This window comes from Uliginosibacterium sp. 31-12, from assembly GCF_030548425.1.
Taxonomy (GTDB): Bacteria; Pseudomonadota; Gammaproteobacteria; order Burkholderiales; family Rhodocyclaceae; genus Uliginosibacterium; species Uliginosibacterium aquaticum.
Genome location: NZ_JAUOOA010000009.1, coordinates 18116 through 44574, shown reverse-complemented (window position 1 = coordinate 44574; position 26459 = coordinate 18116). Strand labels below are relative to the sequence as shown.

Sequence of the window (26459 nt, the reverse complement as noted above, 5' to 3'; positions counted from 1 at the left end):
AGGTAAGTTCAAGATGCGCCAACAGGATCCATTGCCAGCCAGCGCGGGCGGCCGGCTCGCCGAGGCCATGCAACGCGGCGACGTGTTCGCCGATCTGTGTCCTTCGCGCGAAGTGCTCAATCATGTGACCAGCCGCTGGGGCGTGCTGTTGCTGGTCGCCCTGCTGGGCGGCACCCACCGCTTCAGCGAGCTGCGCCGCAAAGTACGCGGCATCAGCGAAAAGATGCTGGCGCAGACCCTGCAATCGCTCGAAGGAGATGGCTTCGTCGACCGGATCGCCTACCCGGTGGTGCCACCACATGTGGAATACCGCCTCACCCCGCTGGGGCTGGAGGTCGGCCAGCGGGTCGAGGCGCTGGCCGACTGGATCGAACTGAACCTGGGCGAAATCCTCAGTGCCCGCCAAGCCAAGCAAGCCACGCAGGCCTCCGTGGACTAGCGCTTGCGGACTACTCCAGCCGCAAGGCAACGTAGCGCAGGAAACGGTCGTCAGTCTTCTCGAGATCCGACCCGGCCATCTCGCCAATCTGACGCAAGCACTAGTCGGGCGGTATGCGCTGAGCGTCGCCTGGCGGCCCTCAGCCGCGTGCCCTTGCACCAGAGGCAAGCAGACTTTTCATGCGGGCGGCGGTGCATCCAGATGACGCTGGGTCCACTCGCGGGCGTCCGCCATGTGTTCAAAAATATCGAAAGGCATGATGCCGGCGTAAATGCCACGCCAGACGCGATCGGTCACGCCATAGCCTTCAACATCCGGGGCAATTACATAGGCCGTGCAGATCCGCCGCCAATTGCTGGCATGCTCCACGACTCCGCGCCGGATGCCCTCCACTGCCTCGGGCGGACACAGCGCTGCACCGCGGATTTCGAGGATCAGCCCCCACGGGCCTTGCGCGGCCACGGCCGGCACCTGTTCGGCCATCAGCTCGCGGTAGTAATGAATCAGCTCGGCATTCCAGGGACCGCCGATTTCGGCGATCAAGAACTGCCCTTCCCTGTGAATATGCGCCGAACCATGGGCTGGAAATTTCATGCAATCCTCGCAAGTATTTCCTGCAGCATAGCGCGGTCGAGCCTGGCTCGTCCCGCTCAGATCACGGTCTGGCGCGCACCGTCCGCGGCCATGCGCTGATCGCGCCAGTCCTCCAGCTCCTGAGCCGGCAAGGCCTGGGCGAAACAGAAGCCCTGGCCATATTCGCAGCCTAGGCTGCGCAGTTTCTGGCGTACCTCTTCGGTTTCGATTCCCTTGGCGATCACCGTTTTGCCCAGGCGCCGCCCAAGGCTGACCAGGGTCGCGACAATGGCGGCATCCGCTTCGCTGTGGCAGACCTTGCTCACGAACGCTGCATCGATCTTGAATTCCTGCACCGGCAGATCCCGCAGCGCCAGCAGGGAGCCGTTACCGCGCCCAAAATCATCGATCGTCAGACACACGCCCGCCGAGGCCAGGCTGAAGAGCACGCGCAGCGCGCTGGCCGGTAGCACCGCCAAGCCTTCGTCCCGCAGCTCCAACGTCAGGCATTCCGGCGACAGACCCTGCGCCTGCAGGCGGGCCAGAATCAGCTGATCGAGGCCCTCGCGCGCCAGCAGAACCGGCGCAAAGTTCAAGGACAGACTGAGTGCCACGCCCCGCTCACGCCAGTTGCGGATCTGCAGCAAGGCCTGATCGAGCAGGCGCAGGCTGAGGCCTTCAAGGGCCGACTCATTGGTGGCCAGATGCATGAATTCTGCCGGCGGCAACAGACCCAGATCAGGATGGCGCCAACGCGCCAGCGCCTCGACCCCCACCGGCAAACCACTCACGAGGTTCACCACCGGCAGGAAGCACAGTACGAACTCGTTCTGCTCGATGGCCATGCCAAAGCGCTGCCCCAGCGTTTCGCGCACCTCGGGTAACACCCCCTCGGCCAGCACCGCCATGACGATGCCTTTGCGGCCACGGCTGGCCTGATACAAAGCGCTATTTACCACCCGCAGCAGTTGATCGCCGCTCTTGCCATGGCCGGGGTAGAGCGCCATGCCGGCGCGCACCTCGCGCCCGGCGGCCTCGCCCAGCGCCTCGCTCAGGGCCTCGAAAATCTTGCCGCCGACACGCGTCGCGCCTTCTTCATTGGCCACATTCAGCAGCACAGCGAACTGGCGCCCTTCCAGCCAAGCCACGGTGTCTGTCAGGCGTACCGTGATGCGCAGTGCGGCGGCCGCGGCAGCCAGGCCGGAGAGCGGATCTTCGGTGGGGCCGAGGTCCAGCAGCATGACGGCGAAACTGGAGCGCTGGCGCTCGGCCATCCGGATCGACATGTCGAGGCGCCGCAGGAAGGCCTCGCGATCCGGCAAGCTGGGCACCCCGGCAGGGTTGGGTGCAAAAGCGCGTGGCGCTTCATCGAGCAGGCGTTTGCGCAGATCGGTGTCGCTGGCAGCATTGAGCATCATTTCAGACTCGCGTGAGGGTTGATGCGGGTGCTGCAGGATCCCGCCAATTCGACTGGCCACCCTAATCCAAAGTGATAGATCTCTTCAAGCAGGACTTACCTGCATGAACCGCCCCGCGCGCCAGACGGCAAGCTCCTCCCTACGGGGTACAACAGCCTCGCCGGCAGCGCGGTTTTCTCACCGCAGCAACGACACCGCAGGCGAACGCGGCCATCAACCCGCCACGCTCCCGCTCAGTAGCACCGGCCGGGCTTCACAACGCCGCAACACCCTCTGGGCACACTCCGGCATGCTGCAACGCACCAGCCTGAACACGGCCCGGATTGCATGCACCAATCTGGCTCATGGCTATATGTCTGCTTACGCAAACAGGCGCTTTGCACGCATGGCACGCTTCTCGCAATGGCAATGGTGCCGACATAACAGCTCCAGCAGGAGACACGCGTGGCCCCGATTCAGGCTCAAACCCAAGCAAGCCCGGCGCAAGCCCGGTTTTACGATGAAATGAACAGCGCCAGTGGAGAGCTGCGCACGCACTACCAGGGCTATGTGGACTGGTTCGACGGGATGAGTGCGGAACGCATGACGCGCAAGCGCCAGGAAGCCGATGCACTGTTCCGCCGCTCCGGCATCACCTTTGCAGTGTATGGCGATGAGGCGGGCGCCGAGCGCCTGATCCCCTTCGACGTGATCCCGCGCATCATCCCTTCGCACGAATGGCTGGCCCTCGCCGACGGCCTGCGCCAGCGCGTCAAAGCACTCAACGCCTTCATTCACGACATCTACCACGGCCAGGAAATCCTCAAGGCCGGACGCATCCCGGCCGAGCAGGTCATCTCCAATGCCCAGTACCGCCCCGAGATGCAGGGCGTGGACGTGCCCAACAACATCTACGCGGCGATTGCCGGGGTGGATATCGTGCGTGCCGGCGCCGGTGAGTTCTACGTGCTGGAAGACAATCTGCGCGTGCCCTCCGGCGTCTCCTACATGGTCGAGAACCGCAAGATGATGATGCGGCTCTTCCCCGAACTCTTCGCCAGGAATCGCGTCGCCCCGGTCGAACACTACCCGGATCTCTTGCTCGACACCCTGCGTGCCGTGGCGCCCAAAGGCGTGCTCGACCCGGTGGTGGTGGTACTCACCCCGGGCAGCTTCAACAGCGCCTACTTCGAGCACGCCTTCCTCGCCCAGCAGATGGGCGTCGAGCTGGTCGAGGGGCAGGATCTCTTCGTGCGCGACGAGCAGGTTTTCATGCGCACCACGCAGGGGCCGCAACGCGTTGACGTGATCTACCGCCGCATCGATGACGACTTCCTCGATCCGCTCGCCTTCCGGCCGGATTCGATGCTTGGCGTACCCGGCATCCTCTCCGCCTACCGCGCCGGCAACGTAACGATCTCAAATGCCGTCGGCACCGGCGTGGCCGATGACAAATCGATCTACCCGTATGTTGGCGAGATGGTGCGCTTCTACCTCGGTGAAGAGCCCATTCTCAACAATGTGCCCACCTACATGCTCAGGAAGCCCGAGGATCTCGCCTACACCCTCGAACACCTGCCCGAACTGGTGGTGAAGGAAGTCCATGGCGCTGGCGGCTACGGCATGCTGGTCGGCCCGGCCTCCACCAAGGCCGAGATCGAGGACTTCCGCCTGCGCATCCTCGCCTCGCCCGAGAAATACATCGCCCAACCCACCCTGTCGCTGTCCACCTGCCCAACCTTCGTGGATGCCGGCATTGCGCCGCGCCACATCGATCTGCGCCCCTTCGTGCTCTCTGGCAACGAAGTGCGTTTCGTGCCCGGCGGCCTCACCCGCGTGGCATTGAAGGAAGGCTCGCTGGTCGTGAACTCCTCGCAAGGCGGGGGCACGAAAGACACCTGGGTGATGGAAAACTGAGGGAGAACAATGAGCATGCTCAGCCGCACCGCCGATCACCTGTACTGGATGGCCCGCTACATCGAGCGCGCCGAAAACCTCGCCCGCATGCTGGACGTGAACAACCGCATGCAACTGCTGCCGCAGAGCGAACGCGAAGTCGAGCGCCTGTGGCGCGAAACCCTTGATTCCGTGGGTGTGCTGGAGAGCTACTTCAACACCCATGGCGAGAAGCTGGTGCCGGCCGAAGTCGTGCACTTCATGGCCCTCGACCGCAACAATCCCGGCAGCATCTACTCCTGCCTGCGCAGCGCCCGCGAGAATGCCCATGCCGTACGCGGCACCCTGACTTCCGAGCTATGGGAAACCATCAATGCCACCTGGCTCAGCCTGCAGAGCTATGACATCGGCCAGATGGGCGCCGATGAGCTGGACGCCTTCTTCGAGTGGGTGAAGCTGCGCTCGCACCAGTTCCGCGGCGTGAGTTTCGCCACCATGATGCGCGACGAAGCCAACTGCTTCCTGCGTCTGGGCACCTTCATCGAACGCGCCGACAACACCGCCCGCATTCTCGACGTGAAGTACAACTTCATTGCAGAAGCCCCGCGCCGCGACGATGCCGGCGAGTACTACCAATGGAGCGCGCTGCTGCACTCGGTGTCAGCCTTCGAGATCTACCGCAAGGTCTATCGCGACCAGATCACGCCCTCGCGTGTGGCCGAGTTGCTCGTCTTGAGAAACGACATGCCGCGCTCGCTGGCCTATTGCACTGACGAAATGCTGGTTTTCCTCGAGCAGGTGGCCAACACCCGCTCGCAGGAAACGCAGCGCCGTGCCGGCGAGCTCGCTGCCAGCCTGCGCTACGGGCGCATTGAAGACGTACTCGAAGGTGGCCTGCATCAGTACCTGACGAAATTCATTACCCGCATCAATGACGTCGGCAACCGCATCGCGACCGATTTCCTGATGCCCGTGACAGCGTGACGCACCAGGAGCGGCCGGAGACCGCTCCTGCAAAAAACAGGAGGTTTTGACGATGCAGTACACCATCCGCCACGAAACCCGCTGCCACTTTGACAGCCCTGCCAGTTACAGCATCCGCCAGTTGCGCATCACCCCACGAGAGGAAGCCGGTGTGCGCGTCGCGCAATGGCAGGTCAACACCCCGGTGCGCAGCAGCCGCAGCGTCGATGCCTGGGGCAACACTACCCATCTGCTGACCCTGACCGAACCGCATGAAAACGTGCGCATCGTCGTCACCGGCGTGGTCGACGTGCCGGACAGCAGTCCGGCCCTGATCGGCCTCGAGCAAAGCCCGTTGGCCCCGCAGATCTATCTTGCCAGCACCCAGCTCACGACTCCCGGAGCGGCCCTGGCCGCACTGGCTCACAAACACCTCAGCCAGCCACCGCAGGATATCGACGACGTGCTGACCCTGCTGCAGGCCCTGCGCGAGCAACTCCTGCCGGCCCCCTCCGGCGGCGAAGCGGTGCGGGGTGCCGAGAGCAGTTTCACGCGCGGCGCCGCCACCCTGCCGGACCAGGTACATATCCTCCTTGCCGCCTGCCGCTCGATCGGCCTGCCGGCTCGCTTCGTGAGCGGTTACCAGCTCGGCGAGCGCGTTGGCGAGTACGCCTGGGCCGATGTATGGCTGGAGCAGGAGGGCGGCTGGGTCAGTTTCGATGCACGCCGCGCCCAGCTCGCCAGCGGTCGCCAGATCCGTCTGGCGGTGGGCCGCGATTACCTCGACGCCTGCCCGATGCGTGCGGCTCACCACGGCGGCGGCCATGAGGAAGTACGCGTCTCGGTGCACGCTGCCTGAACCAACGCACGTACGCGCTGGGCCCTACAGGCTCACGGGCGCGATGGAACTTCTGCGGCAGAGGGAGTCATACAATCTGCATTCCCTCGCACAGGAGTCCTCGCATGCTGAATTCATGTTCGCGCCGATTGACCGGCGCCCTGCTGCTCATTGGCAGCCTTTTTTCCGTCAGTACCCATGCGGCGGAAGCCAGCCTCAGCGGCAGCGCCACCTACCGCGAGCGCATCGCCCTGCCACCCAATGCGATCTTTGAAGCCACGCTGGAAGATATTTCCCGCGTCGGCGCACCCGCTGAACTGCTGGGCAGCAGCAAGCTGGACCCCGCTGGCCAGCCCCCTTTCCGTTTTTCCATCCGTTACGACCCGAGCCGCCTCAATCCCGCTCACAGCTATACGGTGCGCGCGCGCATCACGCTTGATGGCCAACTGCTATTCACCACCGACACGATTGCGCCGGTCCTCACCCGTGGCCATGCCGACACGGTGGAGCTGCTGCTCAAGCGCGTGGCCCGCAGCCAGCCTGCAGCCGTGCCCTCAGACGCCAGTCTGGTCAATACCTACTGGAAACTGCTCAGCCTCAACGGCGAGGCCGTCGTGAGCCATGAAGGCACCCGCGAAGCCTATTTCGTGCTGAACGACAAGGCCGAGCCCGGCGTCAGTGGCTTTGCCGGTTGCAATCGCTTCATGGGTGCCTACAGCCTTGAAGACAGGCAGCTGAAATTCAGCAAGGTGGCTGCCACCATGATGGCCTGCGTAGCCGACGGTGGCCCCGAACAGGCCTTCCTTGCCGCCCTCGGCAAGGTCAACAGCTGGCGCGTGAGCGGCCAGAAGCTGAGTTTGCTGGACGCGGATGGCAAGCTGCTGGCGGAGTTCGAAGCCCGCTACATGCAGTAGGGCCGAAGCACTCAGGCCGGTGGCGTCACCGTCAGCAACTGCAGCGCCAGCAGGGCTGCAAGCGGCTCCGGTACAGCAGCCAGCGCAGCCGGGCTGGCGTCTTCCTGCGGCTCTTCGTGCGACCAGGAAAATTCGCTCATGTCACGTTCGATCAGCATGATGTTCTCCTTGCAGGGCCGGAGTGGCCACATGAATCTCAAGCATCAAGCGGTCCACCCTGCCGACATTCGCCCGCCCTGCCACATCCATTTGCAGAGTCTACCAACACACCTGCCGTGCCCGGGCTATCGCCACTGCGCATCCAGCACGGTGCTGTCCCGCCCGGGGACGGATTGTCATGCCCTGCAGCACAAACTCCACACAACCTCCTGCGGCGGCCCCAGTCCCGCCCCCTGCCATCATGCTGAAGACAGCCACTCTTGCTGCAAACCCGCGCCCCTTCGGGCGCATCGTGCTCACCGGCGCTGCCGGGCGCCTAGGTCGCCTGCTGCGAGCACCACTACGTGCGCTGTGCGACGAGCTGGTTCTCAGCGACATCGTTCCCCTGACTGAGGCCCCCACGGGCAATGAAACCCTCCAACCATGCGATCTCGCTGATCGCGCTGCACTAGGTCGCTTGCTGCACGGCGCCCAGATGGTGGTGCATATGGGCGGTATTCCGCTCGAACGCGATTTCGACACCCTGTTGCCCGCCAACATCGTGGGCCAGTACAACCTCTACGATGCAGCGCTGGCAGTGGGTCTGAGTCGAGTCATACTCGCCAGCTCCAATCACGTCACCGGCTTCTATCCCTGCGGCGAAACAGTGAGCCCCTCCATGCCGATGCGCCCGGATAGCCTGTATGCCGTGAGCAAGGGCTACGGCGAGCTGCTGGCCTCCTACTACCACGATCGTCATGGGCTCGAATCAGTGTGCCTGCGGATCGGAGCCTGTCGGGAGCGCCCATCCGATATGCGCGGCATGGCGGTTTGGCTGAGCCCGGGAGATTTTGTCGAACTGGTGCGCTGTGCGCTGCTGGCCGATGCACCAGGCTGCGCCGTGGTATATGGCGTGTCCGACAACCCAGGGTGCTGGTGGCGCGGCGACGATGCCGAACGCATCGGCTACCAGCCACGCGACAGTTCGGCGCGCTTCGCCGCTGAACTCGCCGCCACCCCGCCGCCCGGGCCCGGGTCAGGGCCGGCATTGCAAGGCGGCGTGCGCGTAATGCTCAATGACTACCGCAACCCAGCCAGCTTCGACCTCGACCCGCGCCTGCGCAAGCCGGCGTAGGTCTGCGTAGGTCGGAAAAGCGCAACGCACGCCAACAATATAACGGCTCACCACGCCGCCCAGTCGGAAGGCGCCTGCGGCTTTTCTGACCTACTCCGCCGCCTTCTTCTTCAGCGAGCGCCCGCGCACCTCGCCCAGCAAGGCATCGAAATCGCGCGTCTCGGCCGGCATCATGGTGACCTGCACTTCCACCTCATGGGAGGCGCCACCGAGAATGACCCCGCGCATCGGGCTCACATCGTTGAAGTCGCGCCCCCAGCCGAGGATCACATGCTCCAGATGCGGCTGCAGGTTGTTGGTCGGGTCAAAGCCCACCCAGTCATTGTCGGGGCACCACACCGCAATCCAGGCATGCGAAGCGTCGGCTCCGATCAGGCGCGGCTTGCCCGGCGCTGGGTGAGTCAGGATGTAACCGCTCATGTAGCGTGCTGACAGGCCCAGAGAGCGCAATGCACAGAGCATCAGCTGGGCGAAGTCCTGGCACACGCCACGGCGCTTGTGGAAGGTTTCGGCCACCGGCGTAGCGACCGTGCTGGCCTTGGCGTCGAACTCGAACTCCTTGTGAATACGCCCCATCAGGTGGCGGCAGGCCTCCAGCAAGGGGCGCCCCGGCGTAAAACTGGCCAGCGCCCATTCGCGCACTTCCTCCAGCAGCGGCACCTGCACCGAGGCCAGCGCGCATTCCTGCGCATCCAGCGGCGCAATGGATGGGAAGGCCGAGAGCATCGCCGCTACTTCGTCCCAGGGCCGCCCCGGGACTTCGCGCCAGCACTGCGGGCGTGGGGAAACCTCCACCGTGCTGGCCGCAATCAGGCGCAGCATGCTATGCGGCTGGCGCAGCGCCAGCCAGCTGCCGGGATTGCCAAACCAGTCAATCAGCGGCTCACAGCGATTGGCGCTGGGCGTCACCTCAAGCAGATTCTGTTCGACATGCTGGAACGCACATTCGCGCGGCACCATGTGCAGCAAATGCTGCGACAGGCTCACCGGCGCGGCATAGCGATACAGCGTTTCGTGGATGACGTGGTAGCGGATCGGCGCTTCGGCTTCATGTTCACTCATGCGATCACCCTCGCCTGCTCTTCGGCATGACTGAAATAGTGCTGGCTGATCTGGTCGGAGAGGCTGGCCGAGGCCGCGCGCAGGGTGACCATGGCCTCGCCCAGGGCGCGTGAGCCGGGATGGAAGTCCAACCCCGGATCCAGTGCCAGCAGGCGCCGGTGCAGAGCATCCAGGCCGCTATCCGGCATGTCGCCAAGCGAGGCGTTGAGGCGCTCCACGTAATCGCACAGGCCGGCGGTCTGGAATACGATGCCGCGCGGGTTGGTGTCGTCCGCGATCAGGAGATCCAACACCGCAATCCACTCGGGGCGCGCCATGTAGCGCGAGCGATAGGTCACGATGGAATCCGACACGTCGAGCAGCCATTCCGGGTTGCCCTTGACGCCCATCTTCATCGCCGCCTCGATGGCTTCGGTCTGGAACTGCAAACGCTCGATACGCCGGCCCAGCGAGAGAAAGCGCCAGCCATGGTCACGCGTCATGCCATCAAGCGCAAAGCCAGCCAGGGTCATGAAGCTGGTGATGTATTCATCGATCTGCGCCAATGCCTCGAAGATTCCAACCCGCTCATGCGGCTTCGTGCCGATCTTCTGGGCCAGCGCATTGAGGGTACGCCAGTTGTCGGAAGACAGGCGCTCACGCAACTGGAAGCCGGTGCGCGACAGATGCAGGATATGCGAGGCCAGCCCGCCGTGGTGCTGGGAATCGAAGGTGGCGCGCAGCAAGGGGCGCACGGCTTCGCTCTCCTTGCAGTCTGCCGGCAGCACACCGATGGATTTGCCCAGCGCGGCGAGCGCCTTCCACTCACCGGGGTTGTCGACGTTGTCGGTCACGCGGGTAAGTGCCACGCGCAGATAGCGCGCGAGATTGTCGCAGCGCTCGGAGTAGCGGCCGAACCAGAATAGATTTTCCACCACCCGGCTGGAAAGGCCGGCGCCGCTGCGCACCAGATCGGCCGCTTCGACCGGCCGGCGCAGCAGCGAGATGGGCGCACCGGCCGTCTCGCCGCACACCCATACGTCCTTGCTGCCGCCGCCACGCTGGTTCGAAAGGATGCGCGTGTCATGATCACTGGCGCTACGGGCCAGGCCACCCGGCATCACCATATAGCCCTCTGGCGTGGCCACCGCAAACACGCGCAGGCCCACCGGGCGAGCCAACAGTTTGCGGCCGTGGCTGCGATCGAGCAGCGGCGCACGCGAGATCGAGACCAGTTCCTGGGCGTAATAATCGCGCGGATTGGCACGCACGCGGGCAGCCAGGCGGGCACGCCCGTCCTCATCCAGATCCTCGCCGAACACCGGCTCGATGCGCCGCCCCTGCGGATGCGGCACAGCGCTCTTGAAGACAAGGTGATCGACTTTCTCCAGCGCATCTTCCATCGCCGAGGTTTCGCCGCACCACCAGGTGGCCACCCCAGGCATGGCCAGCTCCTCGCCCAGCAGGTGCTGGCTAAGACCCGGCAGAAAACCCGCCAGCGCCCCGGTTTCGATCACGCTGGCGCCGATGCCATTGGCCAACAGCACATTGCCTCTGCGCACCACATCCATCAGCCCCGGCACACCCAAGGCTGAATCGGCGCGCAGCTCAAGTGGGTCACAGAAATCGTCATCCATGCGGCGGATGATGGCGTGGACGCGGCGCAAGCCAGACAGGGTCTTGAGCCACACACAGCCATCGCGCACGGTGAGATCCTGCCCCTCGACAAGCGGAAAGCCGAGATAGCGCGCAAGGTAAGCGTGTTCAAAATAGGTTTCGTTGTAAGGCCCGGGCGTCAGCACCACCGTATTGACCAGGCCATTGTCATGCGGCGCATAGCTGGCGATGGAGTCGCGCAGGGCAGCGAAGAAACTGGCCAGGCGCGTCACGCGCAGCTCGCGGAACAATTCGGGGAGCAGGCGCGCGGTGATGATGCGGTTTTCCAGTGCGTAGCCCATGCCCGAGGGTGACTGGCTACGGTCATTGACGACCCACCACTGCCCGTCCGGCGAGCGCGCCAGATCCACCGCCAGAATGTGAAGGAAAACCCCGCCCGGCGGCTGGATGCCATGCGCAGGGCGCTGGAAGCCGGGGTGGCCCAGCACCAGCGCAGGCGGCAGGCGCCCTTCGTGGAACAGCTGCTGCGGGCCATACAGGTCGGCCAGGATGCAGTTGAAGAGGCGTGCGCGCTGCTGTACGCCACGCTCGATCCCGGCCCACTCGTCCGCCGGGATGATCAACGGCAAGGGGTCCATAGCCCAAGGGCGACCGCTACCTTCCTCGTCGTCATAGACGTTGTAGGTCACCCCGTTGTCGCGAATCTGGCGATCGGTATCGTTGAACAGCTCGCGCAACTGCGGCGCGGTTTGCCCCAGCAGGCGCTGATAGAGCGCAGCGTAATGCGCGCGCGGCACGCCGGGCGCGGAGAACATTTCGTCGAAACGGGCGCTATCGTCCGGATACTCGGCGAGGAATTGTCGGGGCATGAGGATTTCTTGTTATTGAGGGCGTCCCGGCATTGTAGAGTGCCACGGCCACCAGCAGGGGCGGCCGGACACGACTGGCGCGCGTGCCGGCTGCGCTGACGGATGCCCGTGGCGGGCTGCTCAGTGATGCCTCATTTGCGTAAATCGAGCGTGAAGGGGAAGTCCGGGTTGCGCTCTTCCAGCGCAGGCGCGATCCGCCCCGGAGTATGGCCAAAGCGGAAGAAGCGTGCCAAGCGCCGCGCCTCGGCCTCGTAGGCATTGACCGGGAAGGTGGCGTAATTGCGTCCGCCCGGATGGGCCACGTGGTACTGACAGCCTCCCAGCGAGCGCTGCATCCAGCCATCCACCAGATCGAAGCTGAGCGGCACATGCGGCGCAATCGTCGGGTGCAGGCAGGAGGGTGGCTGCCAGGCACGATAGCGCACCCCGCCCACGAACTCGCCAACCGTACCGGTGGGCTGCAAGGGCACCGCGCGGCCATTACAAGTCAGCACATGACGCTCATCCCCCCAGCCGCGCACCTTCACCTGCAGACGCTCGACCGAGGAATCAACAAAGCGAACCGTGCCGCCGGCACCACCCTCCTCGCCCATCACATGCCAGGGCTCCAGTGCGAGGCGCAGCTCGACCTCTACGTTCTTGGCGACGAAATCGCCGATTTTCGGAAAGCGGAACTCCAGATGGGGCGCAAACCAATGCGCCTCCAGCGGGTAGCCGAAATCCTGCAGCTCTTCGATCACATCCCGGAAATCGTCTTCCACAAAGTGCGGCAGCATGAATCGATCGTGCAGCTCGGTCCCCCAGCGCTTCAGGCGCGACGGCTCATAGGGCTGCTGCCAGAAACGCGACAGCAGCGCGCGCATCAGAAGTTGCTGGGCGAGACTCATCTCGGCATGCGGCGGCATCTCGAAACCACGCATTTCGAGCAGGCCGAGGCGGCCGGCAGAGCCGTCTGGCGAGTACAGCTTGTCGATGCAGAACTCAGCCCGGTGGGTATTGCCCGTCACGTCAATGAGCAGATTGCGCATCAAGCGGTCGATCAGCCACGGCGGGCAGTTCCCGAATTGCGCACTCTGGCGACGCATCTCCTGCAGCGCCACCTCGATCTCATAGACCGAATCGTTACGTGCCTCATCGACACGCGGGGCCTGGCTGGTCGGGCCGATGAACAGGCCCGAGAACAGGTAGGACAGGGAGGGATGGTTGTGCCAGTAGCTCACCATGCTGGCGAGCAGATCCGGCCGCCGCAAGAAGGGCGAATCGGCCGGCGTGGCACCGCCCAGCACAAAGTGATTGCCGCCGCCGGTGCCGGTGTGGCGCCCATCAAGCATGAACTTTTCGGTAGACAGGCGGGTGTGGTGGGCCGCGTCATAGAGATGGGTGGTCTGCTCGACCAGCTCGCCCCAGGAGGCCACCGGATGCACATTGACCTCGATCACGCCCGGATCCGGCGTCACCCGCAGCACCTGCAGACGGGCATCCCTGGGCGGCTCGTACCCCTCCAGCACCACCGGCAACTGCATCGCCTCGGCAGTGGCTTCGATGGCGGCCACCACTTCCAGATAATCCTCCAGCAAGGCGGTGGGCGGCATGAAGAGATAGAGCTTGCCCTCGCGTGGCTGGGCGCACATGGCGGTGCGGGTGACCCAGCCGGCAGACTCGAAGGCCTCCGGGTGGCGCTCGCAGGCCGCGTCACCATTGCCGCGCCCGCCGGCACCGGCCAGACCGACCGGAGCAATCTCGCGCCGCACCAGTTCCTGATGGCGCAGGGCAGCATACGAGGGCAAGGGAGGCTGGCGTTGCAAGGGGTCAGACTGGTGCAGCCAGGGATAATCCGCCGCACGGGTCCACGGCTGGCCATCCAGCGGCAGGCGATAACCCAGCGGTGAATCACCGGGGATCAGGTAGCAGCGCTCATCGCGCAGGAACCACGGCCCGCTCTGCCAGTGTGTACCGGCCGAGTTGCGCGCGATCGGCAGCACCCAACCCACCGTCTTGTCCAGGCCCTGGCTGAATACCTTGCGCAGGCGCTCACGCTCGAGCGGATCCTCCAGACGCGCATCGAAGGGATCGACGTTGGCTGGCAGCTTGCGCTCACGCCACAGGTAGTACCAGACATCTTCGAAGGCCGGGAAAGCGAACTTCGGCGCCAGCCCGAGCCGCTCGGCCACACCGCGCAGGAAGTCGCCCGCCTGAGCGTCAGTGACGGCGTGGTCTTGCTGCTCATCGGCAAACAGTGCCGGATTGGTCCACAGCGGCTCACCATCCTTGCGCCAGTAAAGGTTCAGCGACCAGCGCGGGAGCTGCTCACCCGGATACCACTTGCCCTGGCCAAAGTGCTGCAACCCATGCGGCGCGTACTTCGCCTTCAGCTTGGCCAGCAGCTCGGCAGACAGGCCACGCTTGGTCGGGCCCATCGCATCGGTATTCCACTCGGCGCCATCACGGTCATCCACCGACACGAAGGTCGGCTCGCCGCCCTGGGTGAGGCGCACGTCATGGGCCAGCAGATCGTCGTCGATGCGCTCGCCCAGCGCAACGATGGCCGCCCACTCATCCTCGGTATAAGGCTTGGTCACTCGCGGCGCTTCCCAGATGCGATCGACGCGCATGTGGTGCTCGAACTCGACCTTGCACTTTTCCAGTCCGCCCTCGATCGGCGCGGCGGACGAAGGCTCCGGCGAGCAGGCCAGCGGGATGTGGCCCTCTCCGGCGAGCAGGCCCGAGGTCGGGTCAAAACCGATCCAGCCCGCACCGGGCAGATAAACCTCGCACCAGGCATGCAGGTCGGTGAAGTCCACTTCCGTGCCGGAAGGCCCATCGAGCGACTTCACATCCGGCTTCAGCTGGATCAGGTAGCCGGACACAAAACGCGCGGCAAGGCCCAGGTGGCGCAAGAGCTGCACCAGCAACCAGGCCGAGTCACGACAGGAGCCAGAAGCCTTCGCCAGCGTCTCTTCCGGTGTCTGCACGCCGGGCTCCATGCGCACCAGATACTTGATGTCACTCTGCAGACGCTGGTTCAGCGCAACGAGAAAATCGATGGTTGGCGTCTTCTCGCGCGGCACCGAGTCCAGCAGCGTCTTGAAGCGTTTTTCGAGTGGCAGTTTGAGTAGATAGGGCGCCAGCTCGGTCTCGAGGCCTGGGTTGTAGGCAAAGGGATAGGCCATTGCCTCGGGCTCGAGGAAGAAATCAAAGGGGTTCAGCACCGCCATCTCGACGACCAGATCCACCTCGACGCGGAACTCACGGGTTTTCTCCGGGAACACCAGGCGCGCCAGATAGTTCGATTGCGGATCCTGCTGCCAGTTGATGAAGTGGCCCTCGGGGGTCACCCGCAGCGAATACGACAACACCCGCGTGCGCGAATGCGGCGCCGGGCGCAAACGCACGATCTGCGGGCCAAGGCTGATCGGCTTGTCGTAGCGGTAATGCGTGACGTGATTCAGCGCAACATGGATCGACATCGGTTTCTTTCTGTTGGGATCGGGGCTGAGAGATCTTAGCAATTAGCGTGCAATGCCCTATTCATGGGAATTGCAGGCCTTTGCACACAGTGCCGGCACCAAGCACGGGCACACATCCAACCCGGCATGCTGCATGGCACCAAAGCAGCGCATGAATCCTGCCAAGGCCTTGTTGCAGAAAATCACGCCCCGGATCCGCCCCGGCACATTCCGCGAACTCCACCTCGGCGCTATAATTGCCGGTTTTTCAAAAGCTTAGGCCCACCATGACTGCTCGCAACATCGATGGCGTCGCTCTCTCGGCGCAAGTGCGCGGTGAAATCGCCCAGCGCGCCGCTGAACTCACTGCCCAGGGCGTGCAGCCCAGCCTCGCCGTGATCCTCGTCGGCGGCGACCCGGCCTCGGCCGTGTATGTGCGCAACAAGGTGGCCGGCTGCGAAAAGGCTGGCATCCGTTCGCTCAAGTTCGAATACCCGGCCGACGTGGCTCCGGAAGAAGTCTTCGCCAAGATTGCCGAACTCAATGCCGACGCCTCGGTGCACGGCATCCTGGTGCAACTGCCGCTGCCCAAGCAGTTTGACGAAGACAAGGTGCTCGAAGCCATCTCGCCGGAAAAAGACGTGGATGGTTTCCATGCCGAGAACTTCGGCCTGCTGCTGCAAGGCCGCAAGAGCTTCTACCCGTGCACGCCCTGGGGCGTGATGAAGATGCTGGACTCCGAAAACGTCCAGATCAAGGGCGCGGAAGCCGTCGTCATCGGCCGCTCCAACATCGTCGGCAAGCCGATGGCGGTGATGCTGCTCTCACGCGGCGCCACCGTCACCGTGTGCCACTCGCAGACCAAGGATCTGGCTTTCCACACAAAACGTGCCGACATCGTGGTCGCCGCCGTGGGCCGCCCGAACTTCCTCAAGGGCGACATGATCAAGCCCGGCGCGGTGGTGATCGACGTGGGCATCAACCGCCTCACCGAAGGCCCCAACGCCGGCAAGCTGTGCGGCGATGTGGAGTTCGACACAGCTCGTGAAGTGGCCTCACTGATCACCCCGGTGCCTGGCGGCGTTGGTCCGATGACCATCACCATGCTGCTGGCCAACACCGTGGAGTCGGCCCAGCGCGCCCTTGAAGCAAAGAACGCACAATGAGCGAACAGACTCCTGTTATCGGCATCGTCATGGGCTCCAACTCCGATTGGCCCACCATGCAGGCTGCCGCCAAAGTCCTCAAGGAATTCGGCATCCCCTATGAAGCCCGTGTGGTGTCTGCCCACCGCACCCCGGACCTGATGTTCGAGTACGCCGAAGCCGCGCGTGGCCGCGGTCTCAAGGCCATCATCGCCGGTGCCGGCGGCGCTGCCCACCTGCCCGGCATGCTGGCCGCGAAGACCAGCGTGCCGGTGCTGGGCGTACCGGTGCAAAGCAAAGCGCTTTCGGGCGTCGATTCGCTGCACTCCATCGTGCAGATGCCCAAGGGCATCCCGGTGGCCACCTTCGCCATCGGTGAAGCCGGCGCGGCCAATGCCGGCCTCTTCGCAGTGGCCATGCTGGCCAACGAGAATCCGCAAATCGCCGCGCAGCTCGATGCCTTCCGCGCACGCCAGACCCAGAGCGTGCTGGACATGAAACTGGACGACATCGCGTGAGCACGATGATCCTGCCCCCCGCCACCCTGGGCATGCTCGGCGGCGGCCAGCTCGGCCGCTTCTTCGTGCTCGCCGCCCACGAACTGGGCTACAAGGTCTGGGTACTCGACCCGGACCCCAACAGCCCGGCCGGCAAGGCCGCCGACCGCCATCTGTGCGCGGAGTACGACGATTTCGCGGCGCTTGACCAGTTCGCCGCCGGCTGCGCTGCGGTGACCACCGAGTTCGAGAACGTGCCAGCCGGCACCCTCGAATACCTTGCCAAGTTCATCCCGGTGCGCCCCAATGCCGATGCCGTCGGCATCTGCCAGAACCGCGTTGCCGAGAAGAGCTTTCTGCGCGCCAACGGCTTTCCGCACGCAGCCTTCGCCGCGATCAACAGCGTGGCCGATCTGGAAGTGGCCGGCGCCGAGCTCTTCCCCGGCATCCTGAAGGTCGCCCGCTTCGGTTACGACGGCAAGGGCCAGGCACGTGTTACGAGCCGTGAAGAAGCCATCGCCGCCTTCCACGGTTTCAAGAACGAGCCTTGCGTGCTGGAGCAAATGCTCAAGCTCGATTACGAGGTTTCCGTGGTGCTGGCGCGCGACGAGAGTGGCCGCAGCAAGTGTTTTCCGGTCGCCGAGAACCAGCACACGAATGGCATTCTCGACGTGTCCATCGCGCCGGCGCGCAGCTCGGCCTGCCAACGTGACAGCGCGCAAGAAATCGCCGAACACATCGCCGCCAAGCTCGGTTACATCGGCACCCTCGGCGTGGAGTTCTTCGTTTCCCACGGCGAGCTGTATGTAAACGAGATGGCGCCACGCCCGCACAACAGCGGCCACTACACGGTGGACGCCTGCGTCACCAGCCAGTACGAGCAACAGGTACGTGCCCTGTGCGGCCTGCCACTGGGCGATGCACGCGCACACTCGGCTGCGGTGATGGTGAACCTCTTGGGCGACATCTGGTATGACGCCAGCCAGCCGGGCCCCGATGCGCACGGCGCCTATCGCGAGCCGGACTGGTCGAAGCTCTACGCCGTGCCCAACCTGAAGCTGCACCTCTACGGCAAGCACCACGCCCGCCCAGGCCGCAAGATGGGCCACTTCACGGTACTCGACGCCGATCCGGCCAAGGCGCTGGCCGTCGCGCTGGCCGCCCGCGCCGCCGTCGGCATCAAGGACGAGTGAGGTGCGCGCGGCGCTGGCAGGCCTGTGGCTGACGCTGGAGCTCCTGAGCAGCCCGGCACAGGCCACCGCGCCAGTACCGGTCACCCTGCCCACGGCTGGCTTATCGTCTGCCCCTGCGCCGCTTGCCGGCTTTGTGTTCCAGCCGGCAAGCCCCGGCCCGCACCCGGCGGTGGTCATGCTGCACGGTTGCGGTGGCGCCTACGCCAAGGATGGCACGCTCAACGCGCGGCACCGGATGTGGGGCGAGTTTCTCGCCGCCCACGGCTATCTCGCCCTGATGCTGGACAGCCTGGGCGCGCGCGGCATCAAGGAGTTGTGCACGCAGAAATTCTCCGAGCGCAGCCTCAAGGAAGCCGACCGACGCGGCGACGCCTATGCCGCCCTCGCGTATCTGCGCGGCCGCAGCGATGTGGATGGCCAGCGCATCGGCCTGCTGGGCTGGTCTCACGGCGGGGGCGTGACGCTCGACACCATCACGCACGCGCCCCGAGCCGGCAGCGGCTTTGCAGCGGCCGTGTCCTTCTATCCTGGCTGCAGCAGCAAAGCGAAAAAAGCCGAAGCCTTCAAGCCCTATGCTCCACTGCTGCTGCTCATCGGTGAGGCCGACGACTGGACGCCTGCGGCCCCCTGCAAGGTATTGGCGGCGGCCGTGACGGCACGCGGGGAGGCCATGCAGATCGTGACTTACCCCGACACTTATCACGACTTCGACAACCCGGCACTGACGCAGAAACGCGTCCGCAAGGATGTGCCGAATGGCGTGAATCCCGGCCAGGGCACCACCACCGCGCCGAACCCCGAAGCCCGCGAAGACGCCCAGCAGCGCGTACTCGCTTTTTTTGCACAAGAGTTGAAATGATCTGCGCTGACACGCCGGACAACATCGCCCGCGCCGCCGAACTGCTGCGTGCCGGCAAGCTCGTGGCCCTGCCCACCGAAACGGTCTACGGCCTCGGGGCCGATGCCGCCAACCCCGACGCGGTGCGCCAGATCTTCGCTGCCAAGGGCCGCCCGGCCGATCACCCGCTGATCGTGCATCTGGCCGACCGCGAGCAACTCACCGACTGGGCCCGCGAGATCCCCAGGGAAGCCATCGCGCTGGCGCGCGCCTTCTGGCCGGGCCCGCTGACCCTGATCCTGAAAAAGGAGGCAGACGTCTCCGAAGTGGTCACTGGCGGGCAGGACACGGTCGGCCTGCGCGTGCCGGATCATCCGGTGGCACTGGCGCTTTTGCGCGCCTTCGGCGGCGGCGTGGCGGCGCCCTCAGCCAACCGTTTCGGCCGCATCAGCCCGACCACTGCGCAACACGTGCAGGAAGAACTGGGCGAATCCGTGGCGATGATCCTGGAAGGCGGCGCCTGTGATGTAGGAATCGAATCGACCATTCTCGATCTCTCACGCGGCGAGCCGGTGATATTGCGACCCGGCATGATCAGCCGCGCGGCCATGGCTGCGGTCATCGGCCGCCCGGTGCGGCTGAAGTCGGAAACGGAAACGGCACCCCGCGTATCCGGTGCGCTCGCCGCCCACTACGCGCCACGCACACCGATGCGCCTGGCCTCGCGCGAAGAAATCGCCGCAGCATCGGCCGACTGCGCAATACTCAGCCACGCCGGTGAGAGCGACCCCGGCCGTTACGCCATGAGCATCGACGCGCCCTTTGACGCAGAGGGCTACGCCCATGATCTCTACGCCAACCTGCGTGCCCTGGATGCCGCTGGCGCGCGCGAGATTCTCGTCGAAAACCTGCCGGATGACAGCGCCTGGGATGCGGTGCACGATCGGCTCGGGCGTGCCGTGGCCGGCTCCGGCGCCGAAGACGACGAAACCTAGGCGCCGCATCCGCTGCAAGCGGCCTTGCATGGAAGCGAGGCAAGCATCGCACATCGCAAAGGCCGCGTAGCACCGCGCCCACAACACTTGCAGCGCACGAGCCAAGGGCCGCATCACGCAGTAACGAGAAGGAAATTCGTCATCCCCGCGAAGGCGGGAATCCAGAGACATAGCAAGACACAGGCGAGAAGTCTCTGACCTCCCGCCTTCGCGGGGATGACGAGCTGCACAAGCCATCCCGCCTCACCCAGCCCTTGTCATCTGGCGCCCGACAATGCGGGCGACGCCTGCCACTTACAAACGGTAAGTCGCCACCACGCTCTGCATGGACTCGGCCAGCCGATCCAGTTCGCGTGCTGAACCCGCGCCTTCAATGGCCGCAGAGCTGGACTCCTCTGCCATCTGGGCAATCCGCTCGACCTGCTGCGCGATGCTGGTACTGGTCGTCCCCTGCTCACGGATGGCGTCACTGATCTCCGTCACCATCTGTACCGCATTGCGGTTGGCTTCGCCGATATGGCGAATCGATTCGCTGGCGCCCTGAGCCCGGCCTACGCCACTGCTGACCTTCTCCACGGCCTGCTCCATGCGCTCAACCGCAGCGCGCGCGCCATGACGCACGGATTCGACCATGGCCGAGATCTCCTGAGTTGATTGCGCCGTACGCTCGGCCAGCTTGCGCACCTCGTCAGCCACCACCGCAAAGCCACGCCCCTGCTCACCGGCACGTGCGGCCTCGATCGCTGCATTCAATGCCAGCAGATTGGTCTGGTCCGCCACTTCGCGGATCACGCCAACCACCGAGGAAATCCGGTCGGTCTGCTCGCCCAGTTCGCGAATACTCCCCGAAGCCTGATCCACGCTGCCGGCAATCTCGTTGATGTCCGCCACGGTCTGGGTGATCACCGTTTCGCCTGATGAGGCCAGCCGACCCGACTCTTTCGAGAGCTCATTCGCTTCGCCGGCCCTATCGCTCACATGGGTGATGCTGACCGTCATTTCCTCCATCGCCGCCGCCATCGCTGAAGCCGCCGAACTCTGCTCCTGCGAGGCATGTGCAACCTGATCGGAAGTTGAGGCCATGCGATTGGAAGCCGCAGCCACCGAACGAACCCCCTGAGCAATGCTCTTGAGATTGGTCTGCATGGTGACCAGCAACTGGTTGAGCGCTTCAGAGGTCAAGCCCAGTTCATCACGACTGCGAACCGGAATCCGCAGGGTGAAATCCAGATCACGCTGGATCCGCGAAACCGTGCCCTGTACAGCCTGCAGAGCACCGCCGATGCTTTTTACCAGCATGAAACCCATGCCTCCGATCACGATGATCGCCAGCACGGCCACCCCCGCCGACACCGCCAGCCCCGTGTGGCCCAAGCGCCCTGCCGCCTCTCCTGCTGCCTTGGCATTCTGTTCGTTGAAGCTGGCCATATCCTCCAAAGCCTTGATCGCCGTTTCGCCTGCGGGAGCCAATACGCCCCCCAAAGCCGCAAAAGCTTCGTCGGTCCGGTTCTGACGTGAGAAATCGAGGACTTTGTCCAGCTCGGTCTCGTAGAGCTTCAGAGCGTTTTGTACGGCATCCAGCAGCCTGCGATCTTCATCGTTGCTGACAAGCTCATTCGCATACATTTTCAGATGCGCATTCCAATCGGCGCGCGCTGCGGCAATCGACTTCTCGATCGCGGCCCGGCGCGTCTCGTCCAGCGCCATCACGTGCTGAGTGATGCCCAGCCGCACCCGCAGCAAGGAAAGCTCGGCATCATCAATGACACCTAAGCTGGGAATCGAATTGTTGTTGACCTCGTCAACCGCTGCTACCAATCGGGAGATCGTGACCAGTCCCGCGCCCCCCACCACCAGCAAGGCCAGCGCGGAGGCAATGATCATTGCCCACAGGCGCTTTGAAATCGTCAAATTCATGCTGCGCTCCTCGTTCAGAATCCACTCATGATCAAAATCATGTCGGCCTGAAACCCCAAGGCCACTCCGTTAATTAACGGCGTGGCCCCGGCTGAACTTGAAGCTCCGTGCAAGCCCCTGTTTCAGATGGACTTGACGTGCGCCGCCTCGAAAAAGCCGTCGCGATAATCCCTCAGGGTCTGCTGGATTTCTTCGCCTGTGTTCATCACGAAGGGGCCGTACTGCGCGATCGGCTCATTCAGCGGAGCCCCGGCCACCAGGATCACACGCGCATCCTGAGCCGCCTCGATGACGACCCCGGCTGCGCCGTCATTAGCCAGAATAGCCATGAACCGATCGGCGACCGCACGCCCGGCTACCGTCACTTCGCCACGATAGGTGTACAGAAAGGCGTTGTGTCCGGCCGGAATGGCCTGCGCAAAGCGCGTGCCGGCAGGCAGATGCACATCCAGGTACAGCGGCGCGGTGTCCGGACGCTGTACCGCCCCGGCCGTGTCCTGGCTCTCGCCAGCAATCACGCGCACCGTCACGCCCTCTGGCGTGGTGAATTCGGGGATGGCTTCGCTCGGGATGTCACGGTAATAAGGCGCAATCATCTTGTTCTTCGCCGGCAGATTCACCCACAGCTGAAAGCCTTCCATGAGGCCCTCTTCCTGCTCGGGAAGTTCGGAGTGGATCAGGCCGGAACCCGCCGTCATCCACTGCGCACCACCAGGGCCCAGCAGGCCGGCATTGCCGGCACTGTCGTGATGACGCATGCGACCGGCAAGCATGTAGGTGACGGTTTCGAAGCCGCGGTGCGGATGATCGGGAAAACCACCGATGTAGTCATCCGGATTCTCGTTGCGGAAAGCGTCGAGCATCAGGAAGGGGTCGAGACGCCGCTGCAGATCCTGGGTCAGGACGCGGGTCAGCTTGACCCCTGCCCCATCCGAGGTGGCACGCCCGGCCACCAGGCGCTCCACGCCTCGCGAAGCGGCGGGAGTGAGGGCAGAAACTTGCGGGACTTGGCTCATGAGGCACTCCTTGATGAATCGAGGCCATGCGGCGCCTGGCCGCACAGCCTCGCGGGTCTGCGCAAATCGAGCAGGCGGCCACCGGCCGCCATGCTTACACCGTCAGTGCTGCGATTTCCGCTTCGGCCTCGGCAAAAGCCTTGGCGGCCGCCTCTTCGCCCATCGACAGGCCTTCGGCGTGAATGAGGCTCACGTCGTTCAAACCGAGGAAGCCCAGCACGCTCTTCAGATACGGGGTCTGCGAATCAGCCGGGGTGTCGCGGTAGAGGCCACCACGTGCCAGCGCCAGATACACCTTCTTGCCCTTGAGCAGGCCTTCCGGGCCGTTGGCGGTGTACTGGAAAGTCACGCCAGCTTTGGCGATCGCATCGATCCAGGCCTTCAGTTGAACCGGCACGCCGAAGTTGTACATCGGAACGCCAATCACGATCACATCGGCAGCCTGCACTTCCGCAATCGCCGCAAAATCAATCGCCGCACGCGCAGCCTGCTCAGGCGTACGTGCTTCAGCCGGGGTGAAGATGGCGCCCAGTGCAGCCTCATCCAGAATCGGCTGGGAGCCGGCTTCGCGCACGGTGAGGCTGGCCGAGGGATCGAGCGCACGCAGGCGGCTCACGATGCTGTTGGCCAGACGGGTGGAAGCCGAAGCGTCGCCGCGGACGCTGGAGTTGATTTGCAGGATGTTCATGGTGTTTCTCCTTGGGGTTAGGGGGAGGGAGTGACGCCACTTTATTCCTGCAGCTCAAGCACCGGAAGCCTTCAAAACGGATAGCATTGTTCCACCATTGGAACAATAGGAGGCTGCATGGACCTGGACGCCAACGACTTGCTGCTCTTCGCCCGCGTCATGGAAGCCGGCAGCTTCTCCGCTGCTGCCGAGCGCAGCGGCCTGCCCAAGTCCACCGTCTCGCGCCGGATTGCGGCGCTGGAAACGCGCCTGGGCGAACGCCTGCTCACCCGCAGCACACGCCGCCTGCTGATTACCGAGTTCGGCCTGGGCATCCTTGAACACGCTCGCCGCCTGCAGGAAGAGGCTGACGCAGTCAGCGCCTACGCCCTGCACCGCCAGACGGCCGTTCGCGGGCGCCTGCGCGTGTCGATGCCAGCCGACTTCGGCGAATGGATTCTCGGCCCGCTGTTCCTGCAGTTCGCTGCGAGTTATCCCGAGGTCAAGCTGGAGCTGGATCTTTCGCCGCGCCGGGTCGATCTGATCGGCGAGCAGTTCGATCTCGCGCTGCGCGTGGCCGCCCGCCTGCCGGATGACGCCACCCTGGTGGCGCGCCGGCTGTGCACCCTGGAAAGCGGCCTCTACGCCAGCCCGGCTTATCTGAAGCGCTTCGGCACCCCCACCCGGCCAGACGAGCTGATGCGCCACACCGCTCTGCAACTGGTCGGCAGCAACGGTGAAGCCCAGCGCTGGCGACTCACACGCGACCAGGAGGTGTGGGAGGACTTGCCCAGCGGGCCACTGGCCGCCAACTCGGTGAGCCTGATGCGCTTGCTGGCCTCGCACGGTCTGGGCGTCGCTGCACTCTCCGAACGCTTCGTCGCCGACGCGGTTGCGAATGGCCTGCTGCTGCGTGTACTGCCCGACTGGAAACTGCCGAGCATGACAGTCTGGGCGGTCATGCCCGGGCGCCGCCTGCTGCCGGCACGCACCCGGGCCTTTCTCGGCGCCCTGGAAGACGCGCTGGGACTAGTCTCCTCCTGAGCCTGCAAGAAACTTCCGGCGAGTCACGGCCACGCAATGTGGCCCAGTGAGCATGTCGTGAGTAGAGCCCGGGCGTATTTATTGCTAATCATTCGGGCAAGCCTCCGATTACCTCAACACGACCCGGAATCACTCCATGAGCTCTCTCAATTTTATCGGCGGCGAAAAAGGCGGCGTCGGCAAGTCTGTCACCGCCCGCCTGCTGGCCCAATACTTCATAGATCGCGGCCAAGCCTTTACTGGCTTCGATACCGATCGCTCGCACACCTCCTTCACCCGCTTCTATGCGGACTATGCTGCGCCGGTGATCGTCGACAGCTATGCAGGCCTGGACCTGATCGCCAACAGCCTGGAAGCACAAACGGCCGACGGACAACAAAACAGTGTCATCGTCGATCTGGCCGCCCAAACCGCGGCCCCGCTGGCGCGCTGGATCAAGGATTCTGATCTGCTGTCCTTGCTGGCCGAGATGGGTGTGACGGTCAATTTCTGGCACCTCGCCGATTCGGGCAAGGACTCCACGGACTTGCTCGATCGCCTGCTCGACACCTATGGCCAGGGCCCCAACTACTTCGTGGTGAAGAACGAAGGTCGCGGCACAGACTTTTCACTGTTGGAAAAGTCCGCAGCCCTCAGCCGGGCACTGGAGCTGGGCGGGAAGCTGATCACGCTGAGCGAATTGCACGAAGCCAGCATGAACAAAATCGATCGGCAGAATGCGAGCTTCTGGGCTGCCATCAACAACCGTGAGGGCGATGCCGTGCTGGGCATGATGGAGCGCCAGCGCGTCAAGACCTGGCTGCGTAACCACTACGCGATCTTCGACACCCTGCCACTCTGAACCCGCAGCCCCAAAACAAAACGCCCGGTCTCGCAAGAGCCGGGCGTTGTGCTGGACGTCAGTTTTTCATGCCGACAAGGCCAGTCGCATCTTCTGCATGGCTTTGGCCTCGATCTGGCGGATCCGCTCGGCTGACACGCCGTACTCAGCGGCCAGCTCATGCAGGGTGGCCGGATCATCCTCCACCAGCCAGCGGCGCTGCACGATGGCGCGGCTGCGCTCGTCCAGGCTTGCCAGTGCGCCCTTCAGGCCTTCGTCTGCCAGGCGCTCGCTCTGCGCAGTAGCCAGCACTTCCACCGGCTCGGCCGATTCGTCTGCCAGCCAGTCGATCGGCGCCATGCGCTCGTCGTCGTCATCCGAACCGCGATCAATCGCTACTTCGCCACCGGCAAAGCGCGTTTCCATCTCGATCACTTCTTCCGGCTTCACGCCCAGCTTGCTCGCAATACCGCGTACATCCTCAGGACTCAGTGAAGCACTGTCACCGCGCATGCTGCGCAGGTTGAAGAACAGCTTGCGCTGGGCCTTGGTGGTCGCAATCTTCACCAGACGCCAGTTCTTGACGATGTATTCGTGGATCTCGGCCTTGATCCAGTGCATGGCAAAAGACACCAGCCGCACCCCACGCTCCGGATCGAAACGCTTCACCGCCTTCATCAGGCCAATGTTGCCTTCCTGGATCAGATCCGCATGCGGCAGACCGTAACCGAGGTAATTGCGGGCAATGGACACCACCAAACGCAGATGCGACAGCACCAGTTGGCGCGCGGCGTCCAGATCGTTCTCTTCCTTCAGGCGCAGAGCCAAGGCGTGTTCCTGCTCCTCGGTCAGCAGCGGGTAGCGATTGACGGCCTGCACGTACTGGTCGATGTTGCCCAGAGCGTTCGGAACCGGAAAAGCCAGCGCTTGCGTCATACCTGTCACCTCCACAAATCTTCAGCGGGCATTTCGCCCAACTCAATGTTAGCACTCTGCCTCATTGAGTGCTAAATGCGCAAGAGAGTTCCATGAACATGTCCATAGAAAATCAAAAGCCCCGC

At 64.2% G+C, this 26459-nt stretch carries 23 protein-coding genes; 13 read left to right on the top strand and 10 right to left on the bottom strand.

The genetic code is table 11. The features are described 5' to 3' along the window. Positions 1-13 precede the first annotated feature (13 nt). On the top strand, positions 14-439 hold the full coding sequence (locus Q3Y64_RS16040) for a helix-turn-helix domain-containing protein (RefSeq protein WP_303563336.1): 426 nt from the start codon (positions 14-16) through the stop codon (positions 437-439). Between the two features lie 177 nt (positions 440-616). Here Q3Y64_RS16040 and Q3Y64_RS16035 read toward each other — a convergent pair whose 3' ends face one another. Both Q3Y64_RS16035 and Q3Y64_RS16030 read right to left on the bottom strand, forming a co-directional pair. Beyond that, on the bottom strand, positions 617-1033 hold the full coding sequence (locus Q3Y64_RS16035; protein ID WP_101941726.1) for a hypothetical protein: 417 nt from the start codon (positions 1031-1033) through the stop codon (positions 617-619). 56 nt (positions 1034-1089) lie between these two features. Further along, entirely contained in the window at positions 1090-2430 is a 1341-nt protein-coding gene (locus tag Q3Y64_RS16030; protein ID WP_101941727.1) for a GGDEF domain-containing phosphodiesterase, read from the bottom strand. Positions 2431-2934: 504 nt separating this feature from the next. On the opposite strand from Q3Y64_RS16030, the gene Q3Y64_RS16025 reads away from it, so the two are divergent. The 4 genes from Q3Y64_RS16025 to Q3Y64_RS16010 all read left to right on the top strand — a co-directional run bounded on the left by Q3Y64_RS16025 (position 2935) and on the right by Q3Y64_RS16010 (position 7020). Next, the gene (locus tag Q3Y64_RS16025) at positions 2935-4326 is read left to right on the top strand and encodes a circularly permuted type 2 ATP-grasp protein (RefSeq protein ID WP_101942220.1); all 1392 of its coding nucleotides are present in this window, start codon (positions 2935-2937) and stop codon (positions 4324-4326) included. A gap of 15 nt (positions 4327-4341) precedes the next feature. Beyond that, entirely contained in the window at positions 4342-5289 is a 948-nt protein-coding gene (locus tag Q3Y64_RS16020; RefSeq protein WP_101942221.1) for an alpha-E domain-containing protein, read from the top strand. Positions 5290-5341: 52 nt separating this feature from the next. Beyond that, positions 5342-6127 (top strand): transglutaminase family protein, encoded by a 786-nt coding sequence (locus Q3Y64_RS16015; RefSeq protein WP_101941728.1) that lies wholly within the window; start codon positions 5342-5344, stop codon positions 6125-6127. A 104-nt stretch (positions 6128-6231) separates the two neighbouring features. After that, positions 6232-7020, top strand: a complete 789-nt coding sequence (locus tag Q3Y64_RS16010) for a YbaY family lipoprotein (RefSeq protein WP_303563330.1) — start codon at positions 6232-6234, stop codon at positions 7018-7020. Between the two features lie 11 nt (positions 7021-7031). Here Q3Y64_RS16010 and Q3Y64_RS16005 read toward each other — a convergent pair whose 3' ends face one another. Beyond that, positions 7032-7178 carry a hypothetical protein gene (locus Q3Y64_RS16005; protein ID WP_303563328.1) on the bottom strand — a complete coding sequence of 49 codons (147 nt, stop codon included), beginning with the start codon at positions 7176-7178 and terminating at the stop codon, positions 7032-7034. Positions 7179-7420: 242 nt separating this feature from the next. On the opposite strand from Q3Y64_RS16005, the gene Q3Y64_RS16000 reads away from it, so the two are divergent. Then, positions 7421-8293, top strand: coding sequence for an NAD(P)-dependent oxidoreductase (locus Q3Y64_RS16000; RefSeq protein ID WP_303563325.1), 873 nt, complete (start codon positions 7421-7423; stop codon positions 8291-8293). A gap of 90 nt (positions 8294-8383) precedes the next feature. On the opposite strand, the gene Q3Y64_RS15995 is transcribed toward Q3Y64_RS16000, so the two are convergent. The 3 genes from Q3Y64_RS15995 to Q3Y64_RS15985 all read right to left on the bottom strand — a co-directional run bounded on the left by Q3Y64_RS15995 (position 8384) and on the right by Q3Y64_RS15985 (position 15287). Next, a complete protein-coding gene (locus Q3Y64_RS15995; RefSeq protein WP_101941731.1) occupies positions 8384-9355 on the bottom strand; it encodes a transglutaminase family protein in 972 nt (323 codons plus the stop codon). Then, on the bottom strand, positions 9352-11820 hold the full coding sequence (locus Q3Y64_RS15990; RefSeq protein WP_303563322.1) for a circularly permuted type 2 ATP-grasp protein: 2469 nt from the start codon (positions 11818-11820) through the stop codon (positions 9352-9354). Before Q3Y64_RS15990 ends, Q3Y64_RS15995 begins: the two co-directional genes overlap by 4 nt. Positions 11821-11951: 131 nt before the next feature. Further along, a complete protein-coding gene (locus Q3Y64_RS15985) occupies positions 11952-15287 on the bottom strand; it encodes a DUF2126 domain-containing protein (protein WP_303563320.1) in 3336 nt (1111 codons plus the stop codon). 266 nt (positions 15288-15553) lie between these two features. On the opposite strand from Q3Y64_RS15985, the gene folD reads away from it, so the two are divergent. The 5 genes from folD to Q3Y64_RS15960 are packed head-to-tail and all read left to right on the top strand — an operon-like array spanning position 15554 to position 19934. Further along, positions 15554-16432, top strand: coding sequence for a bifunctional methylenetetrahydrofolate dehydrogenase/methenyltetrahydrofolate cyclohydrolase FolD (folD, locus tag Q3Y64_RS15980; RefSeq protein ID WP_101941734.1), 879 nt, complete (start codon positions 15554-15556; stop codon positions 16430-16432). Next, the gene (purE, locus tag Q3Y64_RS15975) at positions 16429-16929 is read left to right on the top strand and encodes a 5-(carboxyamino)imidazole ribonucleotide mutase (RefSeq protein ID WP_101941735.1); all 501 of its coding nucleotides are present in this window, start codon (positions 16429-16431) and stop codon (positions 16927-16929) included. Before folD ends, purE begins: the two co-directional genes overlap by 4 nt. 5 nt (positions 16930-16934) lie before the next feature. After that, complete coding sequence (locus tag Q3Y64_RS15970) at positions 16935-18101, top strand: 5-(carboxyamino)imidazole ribonucleotide synthase (protein ID WP_303563574.1); 1167 nt, start codon at positions 16935-16937, stop codon at positions 18099-18101. Position 18102: 1 nt separating this feature from the next. Continuing rightward, positions 18103-18960 carry a dienelactone hydrolase family protein gene (locus Q3Y64_RS15965; protein WP_158239172.1) on the top strand — a complete coding sequence of 286 codons (858 nt, stop codon included), beginning with the start codon at positions 18103-18105 and terminating at the stop codon, positions 18958-18960. After that, positions 18957-19934, top strand: coding sequence for an L-threonylcarbamoyladenylate synthase (locus tag Q3Y64_RS15960; protein ID WP_303563316.1), 978 nt, complete (start codon positions 18957-18959; stop codon positions 19932-19934). Before Q3Y64_RS15965 ends, Q3Y64_RS15960 begins: the two co-directional genes overlap by 4 nt. Before the next feature lie 294 nt (positions 19935-20228). Here Q3Y64_RS15960 and Q3Y64_RS15955 read toward each other — a convergent pair whose 3' ends face one another. The 3 genes from Q3Y64_RS15955 to Q3Y64_RS15945 all read right to left on the bottom strand — a co-directional run bounded on the left by Q3Y64_RS15955 (position 20229) and on the right by Q3Y64_RS15945 (position 23555). Then, the gene (locus tag Q3Y64_RS15955) at positions 20229-21851 is read right to left on the bottom strand and encodes a methyl-accepting chemotaxis protein (protein WP_101941738.1); all 1623 of its coding nucleotides are present in this window, start codon (positions 21849-21851) and stop codon (positions 20229-20231) included. Positions 21852-21973: 122 nt separating this feature from the next. Next, positions 21974-22867 (bottom strand): pirin family protein, encoded by an 894-nt coding sequence (locus tag Q3Y64_RS15950; protein ID WP_303563314.1) that lies wholly within the window; start codon positions 22865-22867, stop codon positions 21974-21976. Between the two features lie 94 nt (positions 22868-22961). Further along, positions 22962-23555 (bottom strand): FMN-dependent NADH-azoreductase, encoded by a 594-nt coding sequence (locus Q3Y64_RS15945; protein WP_101941740.1) that lies wholly within the window; start codon positions 23553-23555, stop codon positions 22962-22964. A gap of 117 nt (positions 23556-23672) precedes the next feature. Between Q3Y64_RS15945 and Q3Y64_RS15940 the strand changes: the two genes are divergently transcribed. Together Q3Y64_RS15940 and Q3Y64_RS15935 are read left to right on the top strand one after the other, a co-directional pair. Then, positions 23673-24578, top strand: a complete 906-nt coding sequence (locus tag Q3Y64_RS15940; protein ID WP_101941741.1) for a LysR family transcriptional regulator — start codon at positions 23673-23675, stop codon at positions 24576-24578. A gap of 136 nt (positions 24579-24714) precedes the next feature. Further along, positions 24715-25419 (top strand): mobilization protein, encoded by a 705-nt coding sequence (locus tag Q3Y64_RS15935; RefSeq protein ID WP_303563310.1) that lies wholly within the window; start codon positions 24715-24717, stop codon positions 25417-25419. Between the two features lie 66 nt (positions 25420-25485). On the opposite strand, the gene rpoH is transcribed toward Q3Y64_RS15935, so the two are convergent. Further along, positions 25486-26334: an RNA polymerase sigma factor RpoH gene (rpoH, locus tag Q3Y64_RS15930; RefSeq protein ID WP_101941743.1), complete on the bottom strand. Its 849-nt coding sequence runs from the start codon at positions 26332-26334 to the stop codon at positions 25486-25488. Between the last annotated feature and the right edge of the window lie 125 nt (positions 26335-26459).

Coding starts and splice junctions, on each gene's coding strand:
- Q3Y64_RS16040 (WP_303563336.1), top strand. CDS start 14: ATGCGCCAACAGGATCCATTGCCAGCCAGCGCGGGCGGCCGGCTCGCC.
- Q3Y64_RS16035 (WP_101941726.1), bottom strand. CDS start 1,033: ATGAAATTTCCAGCCCATGGTTCGGCGCATATTCACAGGGAAGGGCAG.
- Q3Y64_RS16030 (WP_101941727.1), bottom strand. CDS start 2,430: ATGATGCTCAATGCTGCCAGCGACACCGATCTGCGCAAACGCCTGCTC.
- Q3Y64_RS16025 (WP_101942220.1), top strand. CDS start 2,935: ATGAACAGCGCCAGTGGAGAGCTGCGCACGCACTACCAGGGCTATGTG.
- Q3Y64_RS16020 (WP_101942221.1), top strand. CDS start 4,342: ATGCTCAGCCGCACCGCCGATCACCTGTACTGGATGGCCCGCTACATC.
- Q3Y64_RS16015 (WP_101941728.1), top strand. CDS start 5,342: ATGCAGTACACCATCCGCCACGAAACCCGCTGCCACTTTGACAGCCCT.
- Q3Y64_RS16010 (WP_303563330.1), top strand. CDS start 6,232: ATGCTGAATTCATGTTCGCGCCGATTGACCGGCGCCCTGCTGCTCATT.
- Q3Y64_RS16005 (WP_303563328.1), bottom strand. CDS start 7,178: ATGCTGATCGAACGTGACATGAGCGAATTTTCCTGGTCGCACGAAGAG.
- Q3Y64_RS16000 (WP_303563325.1), top strand. CDS start 7,421: ATGCTGAAGACAGCCACTCTTGCTGCAAACCCGCGCCCCTTCGGGCGC.
- Q3Y64_RS15995 (WP_101941731.1), bottom strand. CDS start 9,355: ATGAGTGAACATGAAGCCGAAGCGCCGATCCGCTACCACGTCATCCAC.
- Q3Y64_RS15990 (WP_303563322.1), bottom strand. CDS start 11,820: ATGCCCCGACAATTCCTCGCCGAGTATCCGGACGATAGCGCCCGTTTC.
- Q3Y64_RS15985 (WP_303563320.1), bottom strand. CDS start 15,287: ATGTCGATCCATGTTGCGCTGAATCACGTCACGCATTACCGCTACGAC.
- folD (WP_101941734.1), top strand. CDS start 15,554: ATGACTGCTCGCAACATCGATGGCGTCGCTCTCTCGGCGCAAGTGCGC.
- purE (WP_101941735.1), top strand. CDS start 16,429: ATGAGCGAACAGACTCCTGTTATCGGCATCGTCATGGGCTCCAACTCC.
- Q3Y64_RS15970 (WP_303563574.1), top strand. CDS start 16,935: ATGATCCTGCCCCCCGCCACCCTGGGCATGCTCGGCGGCGGCCAGCTC.
- Q3Y64_RS15960 (WP_303563316.1), top strand. CDS start 18,957: ATGATCTGCGCTGACACGCCGGACAACATCGCCCGCGCCGCCGAACTG.
- Q3Y64_RS15955 (WP_101941738.1), bottom strand. CDS start 21,851: ATGAATTTGACGATTTCAAAGCGCCTGTGGGCAATGATCATTGCCTCC.
- Q3Y64_RS15950 (WP_303563314.1), bottom strand. CDS start 22,867: ATGAGCCAAGTCCCGCAAGTTTCTGCCCTCACTCCCGCCGCTTCGCGA.
- Q3Y64_RS15945 (WP_101941740.1), bottom strand. CDS start 23,555: ATGAACATCCTGCAAATCAACTCCAGCGTCCGCGGCGACGCTTCGGCT.
- Q3Y64_RS15940 (WP_101941741.1), top strand. CDS start 23,673: ATGGACCTGGACGCCAACGACTTGCTGCTCTTCGCCCGCGTCATGGAA.
- Q3Y64_RS15935 (WP_303563310.1), top strand. CDS start 24,715: ATGAGCTCTCTCAATTTTATCGGCGGCGAAAAAGGCGGCGTCGGCAAG.
- rpoH (WP_101941743.1), bottom strand. CDS start 26,334: ATGACGCAAGCGCTGGCTTTTCCGGTTCCGAACGCTCTGGGCAACATC.